14 protein-coding genes are annotated in these 16,907 nt (G+C 69.9%); 2 read left to right on the top strand and 12 right to left on the bottom strand.

What is annotated here, in order from left to right:
* Positions 1–101: 101 nt before the first annotated feature.
* Together rplT and rpmI are read right to left on the bottom strand one after the other, a co-directional pair.
* On the bottom strand, positions 102–461 hold the full coding sequence (gene rplT, locus GEMRO_RS0119170; protein ID WP_027135300.1) for a 50S ribosomal protein L20: 360 nt from the start codon (positions 459–461) through the stop codon (positions 102–104).
* 31 nt (positions 462–492) lie between these two features.
* Positions 493–690: a 50S ribosomal protein L35 gene (rpmI, locus tag GEMRO_RS0119165; RefSeq protein ID WP_027135299.1), complete on the bottom strand. Its 198-nt coding sequence runs from the start codon at positions 688–690 to the stop codon at positions 493–495.
* A 212-nt stretch (positions 691–902) separates the two neighbouring features.
* On the opposite strand from rpmI, the gene GEMRO_RS0119160 reads away from it, so the two are divergent.
* Positions 903–1,322 carry a group III truncated hemoglobin gene (locus GEMRO_RS0119160; RefSeq protein ID WP_035485615.1) on the top strand — a complete coding sequence of 140 codons (420 nt, stop codon included), beginning with the start codon at positions 903–905 and terminating at the stop codon, positions 1,320–1,322.
* Between the two features lie 30 nt (positions 1,323–1,352).
* On the opposite strand, the gene pgmG is transcribed toward GEMRO_RS0119160, so the two are convergent.
* The 8 genes from pgmG to GEMRO_RS0119120 all read right to left on the bottom strand — a co-directional run bounded on the left by pgmG (position 1,353) and on the right by GEMRO_RS0119120 (position 13,150).
* Positions 1,353–2,735, bottom strand: coding sequence for a phosphoglucomutase/phosphomannomutase PgmG (gene pgmG, locus GEMRO_RS0119155; protein ID WP_027135297.1), 1,383 nt, complete (start codon positions 2,733–2,735; stop codon positions 1,353–1,355).
* Between the two features lie 31 nt (positions 2,736–2,766).
* Entirely contained in the window at positions 2,767–4,086 is a 1,320-nt protein-coding gene (locus GEMRO_RS0119150) for a UDP-glucose dehydrogenase family protein (RefSeq protein ID WP_027135296.1), read from the bottom strand.
* 46 nt (positions 4,087–4,132) lie between these two features.
* Positions 4,133–4,999: a UTP--glucose-1-phosphate uridylyltransferase GalU gene (gene galU, locus GEMRO_RS0119145; RefSeq protein ID WP_027135295.1), complete on the bottom strand. Its 867-nt coding sequence runs from the start codon at positions 4,997–4,999 to the stop codon at positions 4,133–4,135.
* Between the two features lie 292 nt (positions 5,000–5,291).
* The gene (locus tag GEMRO_RS0119140; protein ID WP_027135294.1) at positions 5,292–6,788 is read right to left on the bottom strand and encodes a CoA-acylating methylmalonate-semialdehyde dehydrogenase; all 1,497 of its coding nucleotides are present in this window, start codon (positions 6,786–6,788) and stop codon (positions 5,292–5,294) included.
* A 1,005-nt stretch (positions 6,789–7,793) separates the two neighbouring features.
* Entirely contained in the window at positions 7,794–9,320 is a 1,527-nt protein-coding gene (locus GEMRO_RS30595; RefSeq protein ID WP_051329243.1) for a M20/M25/M40 family metallo-hydrolase, read from the bottom strand.
* A gap of 1,204 nt (positions 9,321–10,524) precedes the next feature.
* Positions 10,525–11,085: an AAA family ATPase gene (locus GEMRO_RS0119130; RefSeq protein WP_027135293.1), complete on the bottom strand. Its 561-nt coding sequence runs from the start codon at positions 11,083–11,085 to the stop codon at positions 10,525–10,527.
* Positions 11,082–11,966: an aminoglycoside 3-N-acetyltransferase gene (aac(3), locus tag GEMRO_RS30590; RefSeq protein WP_051329242.1), complete on the bottom strand. Its 885-nt coding sequence runs from the start codon at positions 11,964–11,966 to the stop codon at positions 11,082–11,084. The genes GEMRO_RS0119130 and aac(3) overlap by 4 nt, the downstream gene beginning before the upstream one ends.
* Positions 11,967–12,727: 761 nt before the next feature.
* Positions 12,728–13,150: a MerR family transcriptional regulator gene (locus tag GEMRO_RS0119120; RefSeq protein ID WP_027135292.1), complete on the bottom strand. Its 423-nt coding sequence runs from the start codon at positions 13,148–13,150 to the stop codon at positions 12,728–12,730.
* Between the two features lie 67 nt (positions 13,151–13,217).
* Here GEMRO_RS0119120 and GEMRO_RS0119115 point away from each other — a divergent pair, with 67 nt between their 5' ends.
* Positions 13,218–15,467 carry a heavy metal translocating P-type ATPase gene (locus GEMRO_RS0119115; RefSeq protein WP_027135291.1) on the top strand — a complete coding sequence of 750 codons (2,250 nt, stop codon included), beginning with the start codon at positions 13,218–13,220 and terminating at the stop codon, positions 15,465–15,467.
* A 53-nt stretch (positions 15,468–15,520) separates the two neighbouring features.
* Here the strand turns inward: GEMRO_RS0119115 and GEMRO_RS0119110 are convergent, their stop codons facing one another.
* Both GEMRO_RS0119110 and GEMRO_RS30585 read right to left on the bottom strand, forming a co-directional pair.
* Positions 15,521–16,267 carry an OmpA family protein gene (locus tag GEMRO_RS0119110; protein ID WP_027135290.1) on the bottom strand — a complete coding sequence of 249 codons (747 nt, stop codon included), beginning with the start codon at positions 16,265–16,267 and terminating at the stop codon, positions 15,521–15,523.
* The gene (locus tag GEMRO_RS30585; RefSeq protein WP_051329241.1) at positions 16,267–16,743 is read right to left on the bottom strand and encodes a DUF4398 domain-containing protein; all 477 of its coding nucleotides are present in this window, start codon (positions 16,741–16,743) and stop codon (positions 16,267–16,269) included. Before GEMRO_RS30585 ends, GEMRO_RS0119110 begins: the two co-directional genes overlap by 1 nt.
* Positions 16,744–16,907: the final 164 nt, after the last annotated feature.

The raw sequence follows: 16,907 nt of genomic DNA, 5'->3' as shown, positions 1-16,907 counted from the left end.
ATCCGGGAAGAAATGCAAAAAGGGGCCAATGGCCCCTCTTCGGTCGCTCGATGAAGCGTGCATCGGCCAGACGAGGCGGCCCGCCAGGGGCCGCCCTGCCATCAGGCGGCGAGGGCACCCTTCGCCTGAGCGACGATGCCGGCAAACGCGGCCGCATCGTGCACGGCGATGTCGGAGAGAACCTTGCGGTCGAGCTCGACGCCGGCCAGCGACAGGCCATGGATCAGGTTGCCGTAGGTCAGGCCTTCCTGACGCGCCGCGGCGTTGATCCGCTGGATCCACAGAGCGCGGAAGTCGCGCTTCTTGTTCCGGCGGTCGCGGTACGCGTACTGGAGCGCCTTCTCCATCGACTGCATGGCGGTACGAATGCAGGTGGACCGCCGGCCGCGATGGCCCTTGACCTGGTCCAGGACCTTCTTGGTCCTGGCGTGGGAGGTGACCCCCCGCTTGACGCGCGCCATGTTCAGCGACTCCGCAACGAAATAAAGTGGATCAGGCGTACGGCATCATCAGCTTGACGAGATGCGCGTCGCCAGGCTCGAGGTAGCCGGTGGCACGGGCGCGCACCTTGGCGGTCTTGGCCTTTGCGGTCAGGCAGTGGCGATGATTCGCACCACCATGCTTGACCTTGCCAGAGGCGGTGAAGCTAAAGCGCTTCGCGGCACTCCGCTTGGTCTTCATCTTCGGCATGAACTGCTCCGGGCACAACAAAAGCCACGGCGGCGAAAACGCCACCGTCCGTGGCGGCGGGTGATAGCCGAACTGGAGGCGCGACGCAACCGCTCTTGGCGAGGTTCGCGTCATGCGCCGATCGCCGCATCATCATGACCCGGCCATTGTCCGGGAGCGAGGCCAGATGCACAAGAGCGGCCGGGTGCATCAGCGACATGCAAAGAGAGGCCATGCCGATCGGTTCGATTCCCCGCCCTGGCATCGACGAGGAGCGCATCCGCCGCCTCGTCCACGGCTTCTACGCAGCCGTGCGCGACGACGACCTGATCGGCCCGCTGTTCCTGCGCGAGATCCAGGCGGAGCGCTGGCCCGCCCACCTGGACAAGATGTGCGCGTTCTGGTCGTCGGTCCTCCTGCGCACCGACCGCTATGACGGACGGCCCCTGTCGCCGCATCTGCGGATGGCGGAGCTGGCGGATGCGCATTTTGCCCGCTGGCTGGAACTGTTCCGCCGCACCGCCACCCAGGTATTCGATCCACCGGCGGCGGCGGCCGTGGCCGGCCATGCCGAGCGGATCGCCCAGAGCTTCCGGATGTCGATCGCCTTCCATCGCGGCCGGGATGCCGGAGCGGTCCAGCCTTTGCCCTGACCCGCCCGGCCGCATTTTCCTGAATAAGGCTCAGAAGTCGGCGGGAGCGTCCACGCCGGAGCCCTGCAGCGCCCCGCGGATCGCGTCCTTCAGGCGCAGCAGTCCCTCCTCCGAGGTCGCCTCGGCGCGCGCCACCAGCACTGCCTGGGTGTTGGAGGCGCGCAGCAGCCACCAGCCGTCCGGGGTGTCCACCCGCACGCCGTCGATGTCGTTCACCTTGGCGCCCTTGCTGGCCAGCGTCTGCTTGACGTGCTGGATCGCCCCGAACTTGATCTCGTCCTCGCAGTCGAAGCGGATCTCGGGCGTGGCGATCACCGACGGCATGGCGTCCCGCCAGTCCTTCAAGGTCCGCCCGCTGCGCGAGAGGATGTCGAGCAGGCGCACGGCGACGTAGAGGGCGTCGTCATGGCCGTAAAACTTGTGCTTGTAGAAGATATGCCCGCTCATCTCGCCGGACAGCGGGGCATCCTCCTCCAGCATCTTGTCCTTGATCAGCGAATGGCCGGTCTTCCACATGATCGGCCGGCCACCCAGCCGGGTGATCTCGTCGAACAGGCCCTTGGACGACTTGATGTCGGCGATCACGGCGGCGCCGGGCATCTCGGGCAGGATGTCGGCGGCCAGGATCTGCAGGATCTGGTCGCCCCAGACGATCCGGCCGGTGGAATCGACCACGCCGATCCGGTCGCCGTCGCCATCGAAGCCGATGCCGATCTCGGCGCCGGAGGAATTCACCCGCTCGATCAGGTCGACCAGGTTCTCCGGCACGGTCGGGTCGGGATGATGGTTGGGGAAGCGGCCATCGACCTCGGCGAACAGGCATTCGTGCTTGCCGGGCAGCCGCGCCACCAGCGCGGTCATGGCCGGTCCGGCGGCGCCGTTGCCGGCATCCCAGACGGCATGGATCGGGCGGTCGCCCTGATAGTCCTTGGCGAGCCGCGCGACATAGTCGTCGAAGATCGAGACCTCCTCGATCCTGCCCTTGCCGCTCTCGTAGTCGCCCGCATCGATCAGGCGGCCGAGCTCGCGGATGCCCTCGCCGAAGAAGGAATGCTTGCCCAGCATCATCTTGAACCCGTTATGGGTCGGCGGATTGTGCGATCCGGTGATCTGCAGGCCGCCATCGGTGCCAAGATGATGGACCGCGAAATACAGCATCGGGGTGGGGCCCAGCCCCACCGCCGCGACATCGACGCCCGACGCGGTGATGCCGCGGATCACCGCGGCGACCATGTCGGGCGAGCTCAGGCGCCCGTCATAACCGACGGCGACCTTCTGGCCGCCCTTGCGGCGCACCACCGTGCCGAAGGCACGGCCGATCGCCTCGGCATCCTGCGGGAACAGGGTTTCCCCAACGATCCCGCGAATGTCGTACTCGCGCAGGATCGACGGATGCAGCTTGTGTCCGGCCATGACAGGCTCCTGATTTTCTTGAGGCGTGGGCTCAGGCGGGACCGACCTGGGGCCGGCCGATGCTGGTGTAGGAGAAGCCGCGCTGGGCGACCTCGGCCGGGTTGAAGATGTTGCGCAGGTCGATGATCCGCGGGTGCGCGACCAGTTCGCGGACCCGGTCCAGGTCGAGGCCGCGGAACTCGTTCCACTCGGTCAGCACCACGATCGCATCCGCCCCCTCGACCGCGTCGTAAGGGTCCTGCGCCCAGGTCACCTCGGGCAGCAGCTTCTCGGCCTCCTTCTTGCCCTCGGGGTCGTAGGCGCGGATCACCGCCCCCTCGCCTTTCAGCGACGGCAGCACGACCAGGGAGGGCGCGTCGCGCATGTCGTCGGTGTTGGGCTTGAAGGTCACCCCCAGCACCGCGATGGTCTTGCCGGCGACGGTGCCGCCCATCGCGTCGACGATCTTGCGCACCATCTTGCGCTTGCGCATCTCGTTGACGGTGATGGTGTTCTCGACGATCCGCAGGTCGACGCCGTTCTGCTCGGCGGTGCGCACCAGCGCCAGCGTGTCCTTGGGAAAGCAGGAGCCGCCATAGCCCGGGCCGGCATGCAGGAACTTGCGGCCGATCCGGCCGTCCAGCCCCATGCCGCGCGCCACCTCGTTCACGTCGGCGCCGACCCGCTCGCACAGGTCCGCCATCTCGTTGATGAAGGTGATCTTGGTCGCCAGGAAGCTGTTGGTGGCGTACTTGATCAGCTCCGAGGTCTCGAGGCTGGTGAACAGGATCGGCACCTCGATCGTGTTCAGCGGCCGGTAGCAGCCGACCATCGCCTCGCGCGCGGCGGCGCTCTCCACGCCGCAGACCACCCGGTCCGGACGCATGAAGTCCTCGATCGCCGAGCCCTCGCGCAGGAACTCGGGATTGGAGGCGATGTCGATCTGCAGGTCCGGGCGGACCCGCTGGAACAGCTCCTTGAGCTTGCGGCCGGTGCCGACCGGGACGGTCGACTTGGTGACGACGACGGTGGGCTCCTTGAGCGCCTTGGCGATCGCCTCGCCGGCGGCGAACACATAGGTCAGGTCGGCATGGCCGTCGCCGCGCCGGGTGGGGGTGCCCACGGCGATGAAGATCGCCTCCTTGTCGAGCACGCCCTCTTCCAGCGAGGTCGTGAAGGTCAGGCGGCCCGCCTTGACGTTCTTCTCGACCATGGCGTCGAGGCCCGGCTCATAGATCGGGATGCCGCCTGCCTCGAGCATGGCGATCTTCTTGGGGTCCACGTCGATGCAGGTCACATCGTGGCCGAACTCGGCGAAGCAAGCACCAGACACGAGGCCGACATAGCCCACGCCGATCATCGCGATGCGCATGCACGTCTCCAGATAGGGTCAAGAATGCAGGTCGACCGGCCGGCGGTCAGCGATAGCGGGACAGGATGGCGCGGACGCCGTCGGCCAGTTCGGGACGCTGCAGTGCAGCAGCGACCACCGCCTCGACGTAGCCCAGTTTGTCGCCACAGTCATAGCGGCCGCCGCGATATACCGCAGCGTGGAACGGCGAATGGCCGATCAGCTTCTGCATGGCGTCGGTCAGCTGGATCTCGTTGCCGGCCCCGCGCTCGCCCCTTGCCAGATGCTCGAACACCTCCGGCACCAGCACGTAGCGGCCGATGATCGAGAGCCTCGACGGCGCGTCCTCGGGCTTGGGCTTCTCGACCATCCCGGTGACCTCGATCAGCTCGCCGTCTTCCTTGCCGGTGGCGATGATGCCGTAGCGGCTGGTGTGCTCGGCCGGGACCTCGACCACCGAGATCACGCTGCCGCCGGTCTTCTCGTGCAGGCGGCAGAGGTCGACCAGCGGGGCCGGGTCGGACAGCAGCAATTCGTCGACCAGCAGCACGGCGAACGCCTCGTCGCCGACGATGTGGCGGGCGCACCAGACCGCGTGGCCCAGCCCCTTGGGCTCCTGCTGGCGGGTGTAGATGACCTCGCCGGCGGTGGGGACCGCCTTCTCCAGCTCTTCCAGCTGCTCGGCCTTGTTCTTGCGCTGCAGCGTGTCGAACAGCTCGTAGGCGCGGTCGAAATGGTCCTCGATCAGCACCTTGCCGCGCCCCGTCACGAACACGAAGCGCTCGATCCCGGCAGCGGCCGCCTCCTCGAAGGCATACTGGATCACCGGCTTGTCGACGACCGGGAGCATTTCCTTCGGCAGGACCTTGGTGGCGGGCAGCATGCGGGTGCCCTGCCCCGCCACCGGAAATACCGCGGTACGGATACGTGCCATTGATCCTCGCTCGCCCATGGGAACGGGCGCCTGATGGTTCATCCTCCCGAGGGTGCTTTTGCACCGGCGGGTACGCGCGTAACGCTCATAGCGTCGTGACAGTTGCATCTTCAATAACGCCGGCGTCGCGGCTGGGGAGGCCTGGGCGAGCGGCGCATGTGGGCCATGCGCCGATGCAGGGGCGGATCCGCCCCTGGCCGGAGAGATGCTGCGGCCCGCAGCCCGTTGTTCCACAAGGCCCCTGGGCGGTGCCGGCGCGGGCGGGAGAGCCCGCCCGCGCCAGACGCCCCTCTCAGCGCATGGTCGGCATGACGAACTCGGCGCCGGCCCGGATCCCGGTCGGCCAGCGCGAGGTGGTGGCCTTGGCCTTGGTGTAGAAGCGCACGCCTTCCGGCCCGTAGGCGTGGTGGTCGCCGAACAGGGAGCGCTTCCAGCCACCGAAGCTGTGGAAGGCCAGCGGCACGGGGATCGGCACGTTCACCCCGACCATCCCGACCTGCACGTTGTTGACGAAGGTGCGCGCCGCGTCGCCGTCGCGGGTGAAGATCGCGGTGCCGTTGCCGAACTCGTGGTCGTTGACGATCTTCAGCGCGCTGTCGAAGTCCGGCTGGCGGACCACCGAGAGCACCGGCCCGAAGATCTCCTCCTTGTAGATCCGCATGTCGGTGGTGACCCGGTCGAACAGGCAGCCGCCGATGAAGAAGCCGTTCTCGTAGCCCTGCATCTTGAAGTCGCGCCCGTCGACGACGAGCTCCGCGCCTTCCTGGACGCCTAGGTCGACATAGCCGCGCACCTTGGCCAAGTGCTCGCCGGTCACCAGCGGCCCCATCTCGGCGCCGGCCTGGGTGCCGGGGCCGATCTCGAGCTGGCGGACCTTGGGCGCCAGCTTCTCGATCAGCATGTCAGCGGTCTGCTCGCCGACCGGCACCGCCACCGACACCGCCATGCAGCGCTCTCCGGCCGAGCCGTAGCCCGCCCCCATCAGCGCATCGACCGCCTGGTCCATGTCGGCGTCGGGCATGATGAGCATGTGGTTCTTGGCCCCGCCCAGCGCCTGGACGCGCTTGCCGTTGGCGGTGCCGGTCTTGAACACATACTCGGCGATCGGGGTGGAGCCCACGAAGCTGACCGCGGCGATGTCGGGGTGGGAGAGCAGCCGGTCGACCACGACCTTGTCGCCGTTGACGACGTTCCACACGCCCTCCGGCAGGCCGGCCTCCAGGGCCAGCTCGGCCAGGTGCAGGCTGGCCGAGGGCACCTTTTCCGAGGGCTTGTGGATGAAGACGTTGCCGGTGGCGATCGCCATCGGCGCCATCCACAGCGGCACCATGGCCGGGAAGTTGAACGGGGTGATCCCGGCGCAGACCCCCAGCGGGTAGCGCACCGAGGCGATGTCGACCCCGGTGGCGACCTGGACGTTGATCTCGCCCTTGAGGAGCTGCGGGATGCCACAGGCGAACTCGACCACCTCCAGGCCGCGGGTGATCGACCCCTTGGCGTCCTCGATGGTCTTGCCGTGCTCGCCCGTGACCAGGTGGGCCAGCTTCTCCATGTCCCGCTCGATCAGCTCCTTCAGGCGGAACATCACGCGCGCCCGGCGGGTCACCGGGGTGGTCGACCAGCTGGCGAAGGCGGCCTTGGCATTGGCGACGACCTGGTCGACCTCGCGCTCGTCGGCAAAGGCGACCTGGCCGGTCACCTCGCCGATGGCCGGATCGAACAGCTTGCCGAACCGGCCGGAGGTGCCGGCAACGCGCTTGCCGCCGATCAGATGCCCGATCTCTTTCATGGCCCTTCGCTCCTCTTGTCCGGACGGCATCGGCCGCTTGCCTGGAGATGGATCGTGCACCCTCGGGTGCCCGGCCTCCATGTAGCCGATCCCGCACAGGCGGGCGAGACGATTGGGGGGGCCGAGGGGCTGCCGGCCCATCTTCGCCGGAACAGGCGGCGACCCCAAAAAATCCGGCAGGTCTTCACCGGTCGTTAACGGCGCGGCGGGTAGAGTGGATCCAGCGGCGGACCGGGCAGGAGGAGCGAGCGGCAGGACGAGGCAGACAGGTGGCGGCAGAACAGATGGCGCAGGCCTATGGAGACATGCAGATCGAGATAGCGGCGCCCGGACCGCTGCATCCATGGAATGACTCTCTGCGACGAGACCGGGCCGTGGCGGTCCGCTCCTTGTCCTGCGCCGGCATCCGGAATGCGGAGACACCGGATCCTGCCTGCGAACCGGCCAGCCCGACCCTGCAGGGTCGCGGGGAAGCGAGGTGCGGCACGGAGGTGGGAGCACCGGGCATCAGGCTTGGGTTCGTCCGTGTAAAATCGCGGCCACGAGATGTGCGGAGGCGCAGCGGCGGGACGGTTGGCCAAAAGTCGAGACACTGGTCCCGCGGGGGCGGCGGGGCCGGGGATCGATGAACCTGCGGTCACCGCTCTGGTCCGGCGATCTTTTTGGGAGGCTCGGGTTCGTTCGTGTGATTCGGTGAGGCCGGAGCCCTGGGTCGGTCCGGCAGGGCCTGGCGCGGTTTTGTGATCGGAAGGGCTCGGCAGGGTGGTCCGGGCGGCTTTCGTCTCGGGCGGGCAGAAAGGTGACCGGACGGGCAGGCCGTGGATTGGCGCCGAGGTTTGGTGGGGCGAGAGCAAGTGCGGCGAGACATGCCCGGCAGGGCGCCGGAGCAGCGGCAGCCGCGTGGATGGGCCGGAGGCGGCAGGCCTTGGCCCGATCTGGAAGCGGCTCGCGCCAGCAGTGGGCCGGGTCCCGGCCCGGCAGGTGCCGCAAGCCCCCTGCAGCGGCTCAGCGGATCAGGTGACGGCCCCGTGCTTCCGCAAGCGGCGGGGGGCTGGCGATGGCGGCGCGGGTTGCGCTGGCGGGTGCTGCGGGCGGCGTGCGGAGATCTCGGCCGGTCATGGCGAGCTTGTGGACGGTGTCGGCGATCGCCCGGCTCAGGACCAGGGTGGAGCGCCGGCTGATGCGGCGGTTGGTGTCGCAGGGGCGGTGGTAGCAGGGGTCGAGGGCATGGCCGGCCCAGCCGCCGAACCGGGCTGCCTGGGCGCGGGTCTTGATCTCGCTGGAGCCGCTGTACAGGCCGCCCACCGGGATCCCAGCCTCCATGAACGGCAAGTAGTCGGAAGCGCCGCCGGCGGTGGTTTCCCAGGGCAGGCCGGAGCGCTGGAAATGGGTGGCGAACAGCTTCTCGATCAGCGCGTCGGCCGAACTGGCCGGATCGCCCTGCTGGATCATCCAGACATAGTTGGGCGAGGCGATCATGTCGAAGTTGAGATAGGCCAGGATCGCCGCCCGCTCGGCCGGGGACAGCCGGTCGACATAGTGCTGCGAGCCGTACAGGCCGAGTTCCTCGGCGCCCCACCAGGCGAAGCGGACGCGGTTGGCCGGCCGAATCTTCAGGCGCGCCATCTGCAGGGCCAGTTCCAGCACGGCGGCGCTGCCGCTGCCATTGTCGTTGATCCCCGGCCCTTCCCGCACCGAATCCAGGTGCGCGCCGACCATGACCGTCCGGTCGGACCTGCCCGAGCGGGTTTCCGCCAGGAGGTTGTAGCTGCGGCGCATCGCCAGGCGCGCATGGACACGGACCCGGCCGCTGGCGCTCCGGGCGGCGGCGGCCGCCAGCTTCGTCCCGGCCGCATGGCTGGCGCCCACCACCGGAACCAGGCCGGGGCTGCCGAGCGCGCCGTGCACCGCCTCGGTGCGGCCGGGCTGGCCGTCGTTGAAGATCACCACCGCGTCGTAGCCGGCCGCGACGGCGTGCTGCACCTTGCTGTCGAAGGTGCAGCCGCCGCGCTGGATCACCGCGATCGCGGCAGCGGCGCCGGCCCGTGGAAAGTCGCTTTGCTCACAGCCCTGGTCGGAGGGATCCGGGCCGGCGGGCGGCGTCCGCCCGGGGATGGCCACCAGCCGGCCGGTGACGTCGGCCGATCCGGACAGCTCGAAGGTTTCGACGTCGCGGCCCGGAACGAAACTGGTGGCGCCGGCGGCGAGGATCGGCTTCGCCCGCTCCTGGAAGAGGGGAAACAGGAAGCTCTGGGTCCGGGTCGCGTAGCCGGCCGCTTCCAGCCGGCGCCGCACATAGCTGACCGAGGCGGCATAGCCGGCGCTGGCCGCCGAGCGGTGGCCGCCATAATAGTCGGCGATCCACTGCAGCTCGTTCATGTGGGCAACCACGCCCCTGGCGGTGATCGCCGCGACCAGCGGCCGGGAATCAGCCTCGAACCCGGGCACCTGCCCGGCCAGGCCCGCCTCCGGCGCCAGGCCGGTCAGCACCAGGACGCCGCCGAGCAGGCCGGCCTTCCACCACGATCGCATGCTTCCTCCCCTCCCGCCCGGCTTGTCCCGGCGGGGCCGTTTCCTGCCGGGCGGCACCAGCCAGGCGGCGCCCCGCCAGGCCAGGTGTCGACCGGCCCCTCTTTTCCCCGAAGGCGCGGGCGCACCGGAACATGCGGACCGAGGTTCTGACAAGATGCTTTAAATTCTCCGGAAACACCGAATAAAGTCACCTGAGATGCCAGCATTCCCCTGAAGGAGTTCGTGCTCCCTCTTGTCCGGCTCGGAAGTCCCCACGGCTTCCTGAGACGCTCACCATGTCCGCGGACAGAGCAGACCGGGCCCAGCGGCAGCATGCTGGCGGCCCCATCGCCGCTTCCCGTCCTCCGGTCCTTGCTCGATCGAACGCTTCAGGGCAACCGGACGGCTGCTCAATCATGGACGCAGATCGTTCCGGCGCCTTCGGGCAGGATCCACGCCGACCGCACGGACACGCAGCCGCCCCCGGCCCGGCGGAACCGAGCGGAGGCCGGCCAGCTCGACCCGGGGACCTAGCTGTCGCTGCCATGGAGGTTGCCCCCCGAGGCCAGGGAGGGAGGCTGTGTTGCCACAGCCTCCCTACTCGACCGGGAGCGCCGGATGGAGGTTCATCCAAAGGCGCGCACGACGCCGCATCGTCGAAGGCTGCTCGTGGGGCGGTTGGCGGAGGGCTGGACGGTTTTTTGCAGTCGCGGCCGCGCTTTGGCGTCTTGGAACGCATCGTCCGCAAGGGGCGCGACCGCCATGTCGAGGGGGTGAGGCGGTGCTGCGGGGCTGCGCCTCCCGGCCGCACCGCCGCCCGGCCCGCCTGGACACGGAGGCAGAGGCTCAGGTCGTGGCACTGCGGCGCGAACGGCTGACGGGTCCGGCCATGGCAAGCCGCCTGGGGCACCCACTCGACGGCCGGTGTCGTGCCGCCACGGCCCTGGGCGGCTGGCAGCCCTGGATCCACCCCGGGCGATCCTCCGCTGCAGGCGCGCGAGGCCAAGCGGGCTGATCCAACTTGACACCAGGAAGCTCGGCCGCAGCACAGGCGTGACGCACCGCCCAGCGGGCCGCCATGCCGGCATGGGGCGCAACCGCGGCATCGGCTGGGACCGTCCCCCTGTTGCCGTCGATGACGCCTGACACCTCGCCTAGACGGAACGGCTACCCAGCGAAGGCAACGAGCGCGCGCTCGCCTTCCTTTCCCGCGTCCTCGCCTGGCTCACCGCCCACGGCATTGCGGCGGAGCGTGGGCGAGCTTGTCCAGGATGATGCCGGCAAGGTCATCGGGGTCGTGGATCCCGCTGTCGAGGAACAACGTGTCCGGCGGCATCCGCGCCCTGGCGGTCAGGCAGCGGTCGATGTTCGATGTCCGCCACTGCTGGATCTGGGCGTTGCGCACCGGGTCCGGGTGCATGGCCTGGCGCTGGATCCGGGCGCGCAGCAGGCTGGCGTCGAGATGCAGGAAGACGTGGACCAGGCGGTCGTCCACGGCCCTGGCGCCGGCCAGGAGTTCGTCCAGATAGTCCGGCCGCACCACCGTCATCGGCACGAGGATGTCCTGCGGGTAGTGCCGGCGGATCTCGGCCAGCGCGGCGATGGTCAGACTCCGCCAAACCGGCAGGTCCTGGTAGTCGCCGCTCGCGGAACGGGGCACGGTCGCCTTCACCACGAAGCCGATCTCCTCGGGATCGAGGATCAGGAAGGCCGGCCGCCGTTCCTGGAGTTTCCGGGCAAGCGTGGTCTTGCCGGCGCCGAACGGGCCGTTGATCCAGATGATCATGGCCGAGCACCTCCCTTGGGGGCCCTGGCGCGGCCGGCACGGGACAGGTCCGCTGGCTTCCTCGCCTCGGGCACGGCGGCGCCATGATGCCGCTCGAGATAGGCGACCCCGAACGCCACGACATCCCGCGCATCGAGCAGCCGGCAGCGCGCCGAGGCGACGAAGCCCTCTTGGTGGCGGCCCAGCCGGACATAGGCGCGGGCGATTGTCTCGACCGCGTCCGGCCTTCCTTCGGCGGCGTAGCAGTCGAGAATGCCGTTGGAATCGAAGTCCTCGCACCTCTCCCAGGCGACCTGCCCATCCTTGCCCCGGATCGGCATCTCGTAGGTCACGCGGCGCTTGTCGGGGATGTTGGCGATCGCCTCGGCGTAGTGCAGGGCGGTGACGGCATCGAGCGGCGCGCCCAGGAGCAGGATCTTCCCGCCGAGGCGGACGAAGCGCTCCAGGGGCGAGCCTTCGCCAAGCGCCTGCCCCAGCTCGTGCGGCTCGGTCAGGGCCTGGGCGAGCGGGCCGACCGCGACCATCGAGGCATCCGGATGGGCGCTGCGCCGGGCTCCGGGATGTTCGGCCAGGAACTGGTTGAGCAGGCCGAACCCGCGATAGGTCCCGGAGGTTGCCGGGTCGAACCCCGGCCAGGACCGGCGCGACGCCTCGTCCAGCCGCGCACCGTCGAGGGTTTCCTCGTAGGGCGAGCGGTCCCAGGAGGCATATCCCATCAGCGTGCCGGCGGGCCCCACCGCCTGGAGCAGGCAGGCCAGCACGGTCGCCGCACCTCCCTCGACCGGGCCCAGCGCCTTCAAGGAGGCGTGCACCATCACCAGGTCGCCGGCCAGGATGCCCAGGTCGCGGAGGTTTCTTGCGATCGACTCTTCCGTGTGCACGGCGCTGCACCCTTCTCCCGGCCCCTGACCGCGCGCACCGCAACAAGAACACTTGCTGCAGCCAGCACGTCGGCGTCCAGGCCCCTCGGGAAGGATGCGCCATGATGCCCTGGCCGCGCCGGCCACCGCCATTCCGCCGTCCTTGGCGTGACGCAAGAAATGACCGGGACCTTGGCCAGCCGGTACGGACCGGATCCGACGGCCGTCACCAAGCGATGGCGGCGGGCCACCGCCAACGATCAGCCAAGGGGATCATCGCGACCCTATGGCTTGTTGTCCTGGCCGAGGTGGAGGCGGCGGTGGCCGTTGCATTCCGGCGACGCGACCCTCCTGCCGCTCAATCAGATCCTGGGCGGCCTGTGCGAAAGCCCTCCCGGGCTTGCCACTGCCGGGCAGCGGGCACGGCCACCTGAAGGTGCAGCGCATGTCTCGAAGAATGGGCGCTTTGCCGAACTGGAGATTGGCGCGTGGGCGTCTCCAGGAACGGTAGGGCGATCGATCGAACACAACGCGCACAGGCGCAGGATCGACAGCCTTGGACGGGCCGGGTCGATCACCCGCCGTCGCCGCTCCAGGCTCATCGACCGGATGCTTCTGCCAGGAGAAGCCGCTTCACCAGCCACTGCCCATTCCTGACGTGCAGCGGCGCCTTGAACGCTGCCAATCGTCATGCCCGCTTTACGGTCATCCGGCCAAGAGATCCGGGAACTATGTCTGTGACACCATCCTGGCCCTGCCCACCGCCGTCCTACGAGAAGTCCTCAATGCTGCTCGTGGGTGCAGTGGCCGTGGTCGGCCAGGACCTGGATGACCCGGCAGTCGCAGACCCGGCCATGGCCACATTCGGCGACCATGCGCTGCAACTCGCCGCGCAGCGCGGTCAGGCGCAGGATCCGCTGCTCGATCTCGTCCAGGTGGCGGCGCGCGATGCTGTCCGCCTCGTGGCAGGACCTGTTCGGCTGGGCGGTCATGCTCAGGAGCTCGCGGATGTCGTCGACCTCGAAGCCCAGCTCGCGGGCATGGCGGATGAAGGCCAGCCGGCGGACGTCCTCCTCGCCATAGCGGCGCCGGTTGCCGTCGCTGCGCGGCGGCGACGGCAGCAGGCCGATCTGCTCGTAGAAGCGGATGGTCGGGATCTTCACGCTGGTCCGGCGGGACACTTCGCCGATCGAAAGCGCCGTCATTTTCCGTTTGCTCCTCTAGCCGCTAGAGAAGTTATGGTCCGGGGTGCCGCGTCACAAGGAGTCCCGCATGCCCGCCCCAGCCGCCCAGAGCCGCTTCCGCGTCCAGGGAATGGACTGCGCGTCCTGCGCCCAGAAGATCGACACGGCGGTGCGCCGGGTGGAGGGCGTCGAGGATGTCAGCGTTTCGGTGACCGCCGGTACGATGACGGTGACCCATGCCGGGGCCGCGACGCTCGCCGAGGCGATCGTCCGGCAGGTGACCCGGCTGGGCTTCCGGGCGTCCGCCCTGGGCGAGGCATCCGGCGGACCGGACAGGGCCTGCGGTGGATGCTGCGGGCATGGCGATGCAGCCGCCGGCGGCGACCGGCCGCATGCCGTCCAGGCCGAGGCGGCAATGCATGACCATGGGCATGACCATGGGCACGACCATGGGCACGACGGTGGCCTGGCCGAGGGGCCATGGTGGAAGCAGCGCCGGGCGATCCTGACCGCGGGCGCCGGGCTGGCTTTCCTGGCGGCGTTCCTGCTGGCCTGGCTGGTCCCGGCGGTGGCAGGCTGGATCTTCATTCCGGCCATGCTGGTGGGGCTGGTGCCGATCGCGCGCCGGGCGTTCGCCGCGGCGGTCACCGGGACGCCGTTCTCGATCGAAATGCTGATGACCATCGCCGCGATCGGTGCGGTCCTGATCGGCGCGGCCGAGGAGGCGGCCGCGGTGGTGTTCCTGTTCATGGTCGGCGAACTGCTGGAGGGCGTGGCGGCCGGCCGGGCGCGCGCCAGCATCCAGGGGCTCGCCAGCTTGGTTCCCGCCACCGCGCGGGTCGAGGGGCCGGGCGGCACGTTCCGGGAGGTACCGGTCGAGCGCCTGGCCGTGGGTTCGGTCGTGCAGGTGCGGCCGGGCGACCGGGTGGCGGCCGACGGGCTGGTCCTGTCCGGCAGCGGCGAGATCGACGAGGCGCCGGTCACCGGCGAGAGCGTGCCGAAGCCCAAGGAGCCGGGCGACCAGGTGTTCGCCGGCACGGTCAACGGCGGCTCGGTGCTGCGCATCGAGGTCACCGCGACAGCCGCCGACAACACCATCGCCCGGATCGTGAAGCTGGTGGAGGAGGCCCAGGAGAAGAAGGCGCCGACCGAGCGGTTTATCCAGCGCTTCTCGCGCTGGTACACGCCGGGCGTGGTGGCGGTGGCGGCGCTGGTCGCCGTGCTGCCGCCGCTGTTCGGTGGAGAGGATTGGCAGGAGTGGATCTACAAGGGCCTAGCGATCCTGCTGATCGGCTGCCCCTGCGCGCTGGTGATCTCGACCCCGGCCGCGATCGCGGCAGCGCTCAGCGCCGGGGCCAGGCGCGGCCTCCTGCTCAAGGGCGGCGCGGTGCTGGAGCAGGTCGGGCGGGTCGACACCGTCGCCTTCGACAAGACCGGCACGCTCACCCGGGGCCGGCCGGAGGTCACCGACGTGATCGGGATCGCGCTGGACGCCGACCGGGTGCTCCGGCTCGCCGCCGCCCTGGAAGCCGGATCCAGCCACCCGCTGGCGCGCGCGATCGGGGAGCGGGCGGCCGGGCAGGACCTGCCTGCCGTGGAGGGCGGCCGGGCGCTGAACGGCAAGGGGGTCATGGGCAGCGTCGACGGGCTAGGCCTGTTCCTGGGCTCGCCGCGGATGGCGCGGGAGCTGGTGGCGATGGACGCGCAGGTGTCGGCGCGGATCGACGCGCTGAACGAGGCGGGCAAGACCGTGGCGGTGCTGGTGACCGACGGGGCGGTGGCCGGGCTGATCGCCATGAGCGACCAGCCGCGCGCCGATGCCAAGTCTGGCCTGGCGGCCCTGCACCGGGCGGGGGTCCGGGCGGTGATGCTGACCGGCGACAACCGGCGCGCCGCGGATGCGGTCGGCCAGGAGCTCGGCATCGAGGTGCAGGCGGAACTGCTGCCCGACGACAAGCGGCGGATCGTGGCGGCGCTGCAGCAGGGCGGGTGCAAGGTCGCCAAGGTCGGCGACGGCATCAACGACGCCCCGGCGCTCGCGACCGCCGATGTCGGCATCGCCATGGGCGGCGGCACCGACGTGGCGCTGGAGACGGCGGACGCGGCGGTGCTGCACGGCCGGGTCGGCGACGTGGCCGCGATGATCGGCCTGTCGCGCAGCGCCATGGCCAACATCACCCAGAACATCACGATGGCCCTCGGGCTCAAGGCGGTGTTCCTGGCGACCACCGTGCTGGGCGTCACCGGGCTGTGGCCGGCGATCCTGGCGGATACCGGGGCCACCGTGCTGGTGACGGCCAACGCGATGCGGCTCCTGGCGTGGCGGCCGGCGGCCTGAGGCCGACCGGCGCAGGATGGCGGTGTCAGTGGCGGAGAGTCACGAAGGCAAGGTCACGCCCCGCCTTCCTGCACGATCACATCGACGCGGCGGTTCTCCTGCCGGCCGGCGGCTGTGTCGTTCGGCGCCTTGGGATAGTCCTCACCCAGGCCGCGCGCGGCCAGCCGGGACGGGTCGATACCGGCGGCGATCAGCTCGGTACGCACCGCCTCGGCCCGGCGCTCGGACAGATCGAGATTGTAGCTGTCCGAGCCGGTGCTGTCGGTATGGCCCTCGATGATCGCATGTGCTTCGGGAAAGTCGCGCAGGGCAGCGGCGAGCCGGTCCACCTCGCGCAGCCCACCCGGGCTCAGCCGCGCCTGGTCCACCGGGAAGAGCACGTCGCCTTCCATGTTCACCACGAGGCCGCGGTCGGTCCGCTCGGTCTGCAGCTCGGCCAGGCGCTGCTCCAGGGTCTGCCGGATGGCGCGCTCGCGGGCCTCGCCGGCTCCCTGCACTGCCTCGATGTCGGCGCGCGCCGCAGCCAGCTCCGTGGCGGTGGCCGCACGCCGGGTCGCGACATAGGCGAGGGAGTCGGCCTCCTCGACCTCGCCTTCCTCGCTGAGCGCCCGCTCACTGCGGGCCAGCGCCTCCTCGGCAGCACTGAGCTCCGGCCGCGCATAGCTCACCACGTCCGGGTTCGCGCGGGCCTCCGCCACCGCCGCCCGAGCCTGCTCGACGTTCGGGCTGGTGGGCGTGGCGCAGGCGGCAAGCGCCAGGGCGCTGCATGCCAGCAGGGTCGCGGTCCTGATGGAACGCATCACTGGGTCCCTCCGGTGGCCGGGGTGGCAAGCGGCGTGGTGGCGATGGGCGCGGACGGGTCCTGCGCAGCCGCGGGGGGCGCGGATCCGGCCGGTGCCGACGTCGTCACCGCCGAGCCCCCAGGCGCCAGCGCATCGATGGCGGTTTCCACCTGTTCCCGGTTACGCTGCGCGACGGCCCGCTCGGCCTGGGCCTCGGCATAAGCGGCGTCCGCGGCGGCCTCCTGTGCCAACCGGCGCGCGCTCGCATATTCCTCGGCGGTGAGCGCCTTCTCCGCCTCGGTGAGCTTGTCGCGCGCTTCCTGCAGTTCCAACGGCGCCTCGCGCGGGGCCTCGCTGGCCTCGGCACGCTGTACGGCCAATCGGGCGGTGGCCATCGCATCGTCGGGTGGCGGCGTGCCTGCGCAGGCGCCCAGCACCATCATTGTCACGGCTGAGGCGATGGCAGGCACAGTCCTGCGCGACCTGGTCGGCATGGCAATTCTCCATCCTGTGGGAGCCGGCAGCAGCCGAGCCAGCTCCCTTGGGAGCCGGCAGATGCCTGCCTAATGATCATTCCGGCCCGATGCTGTGCAAACGCCGTCAGCCGGATCCGGGTTCCACCGGAACCTGGCCTGCCAGGCGGTCAGCACTGATCAGG

The organism is Geminicoccus roseus DSM 18922 (assembly GCF_000427665.1).
Taxonomy (GTDB): domain Bacteria; phylum Pseudomonadota; class Alphaproteobacteria; order Geminicoccales; family Geminicoccaceae; genus Geminicoccus; species Geminicoccus roseus.
This window is presented reverse-complemented; position numbering and strand designations above follow the sequence as displayed.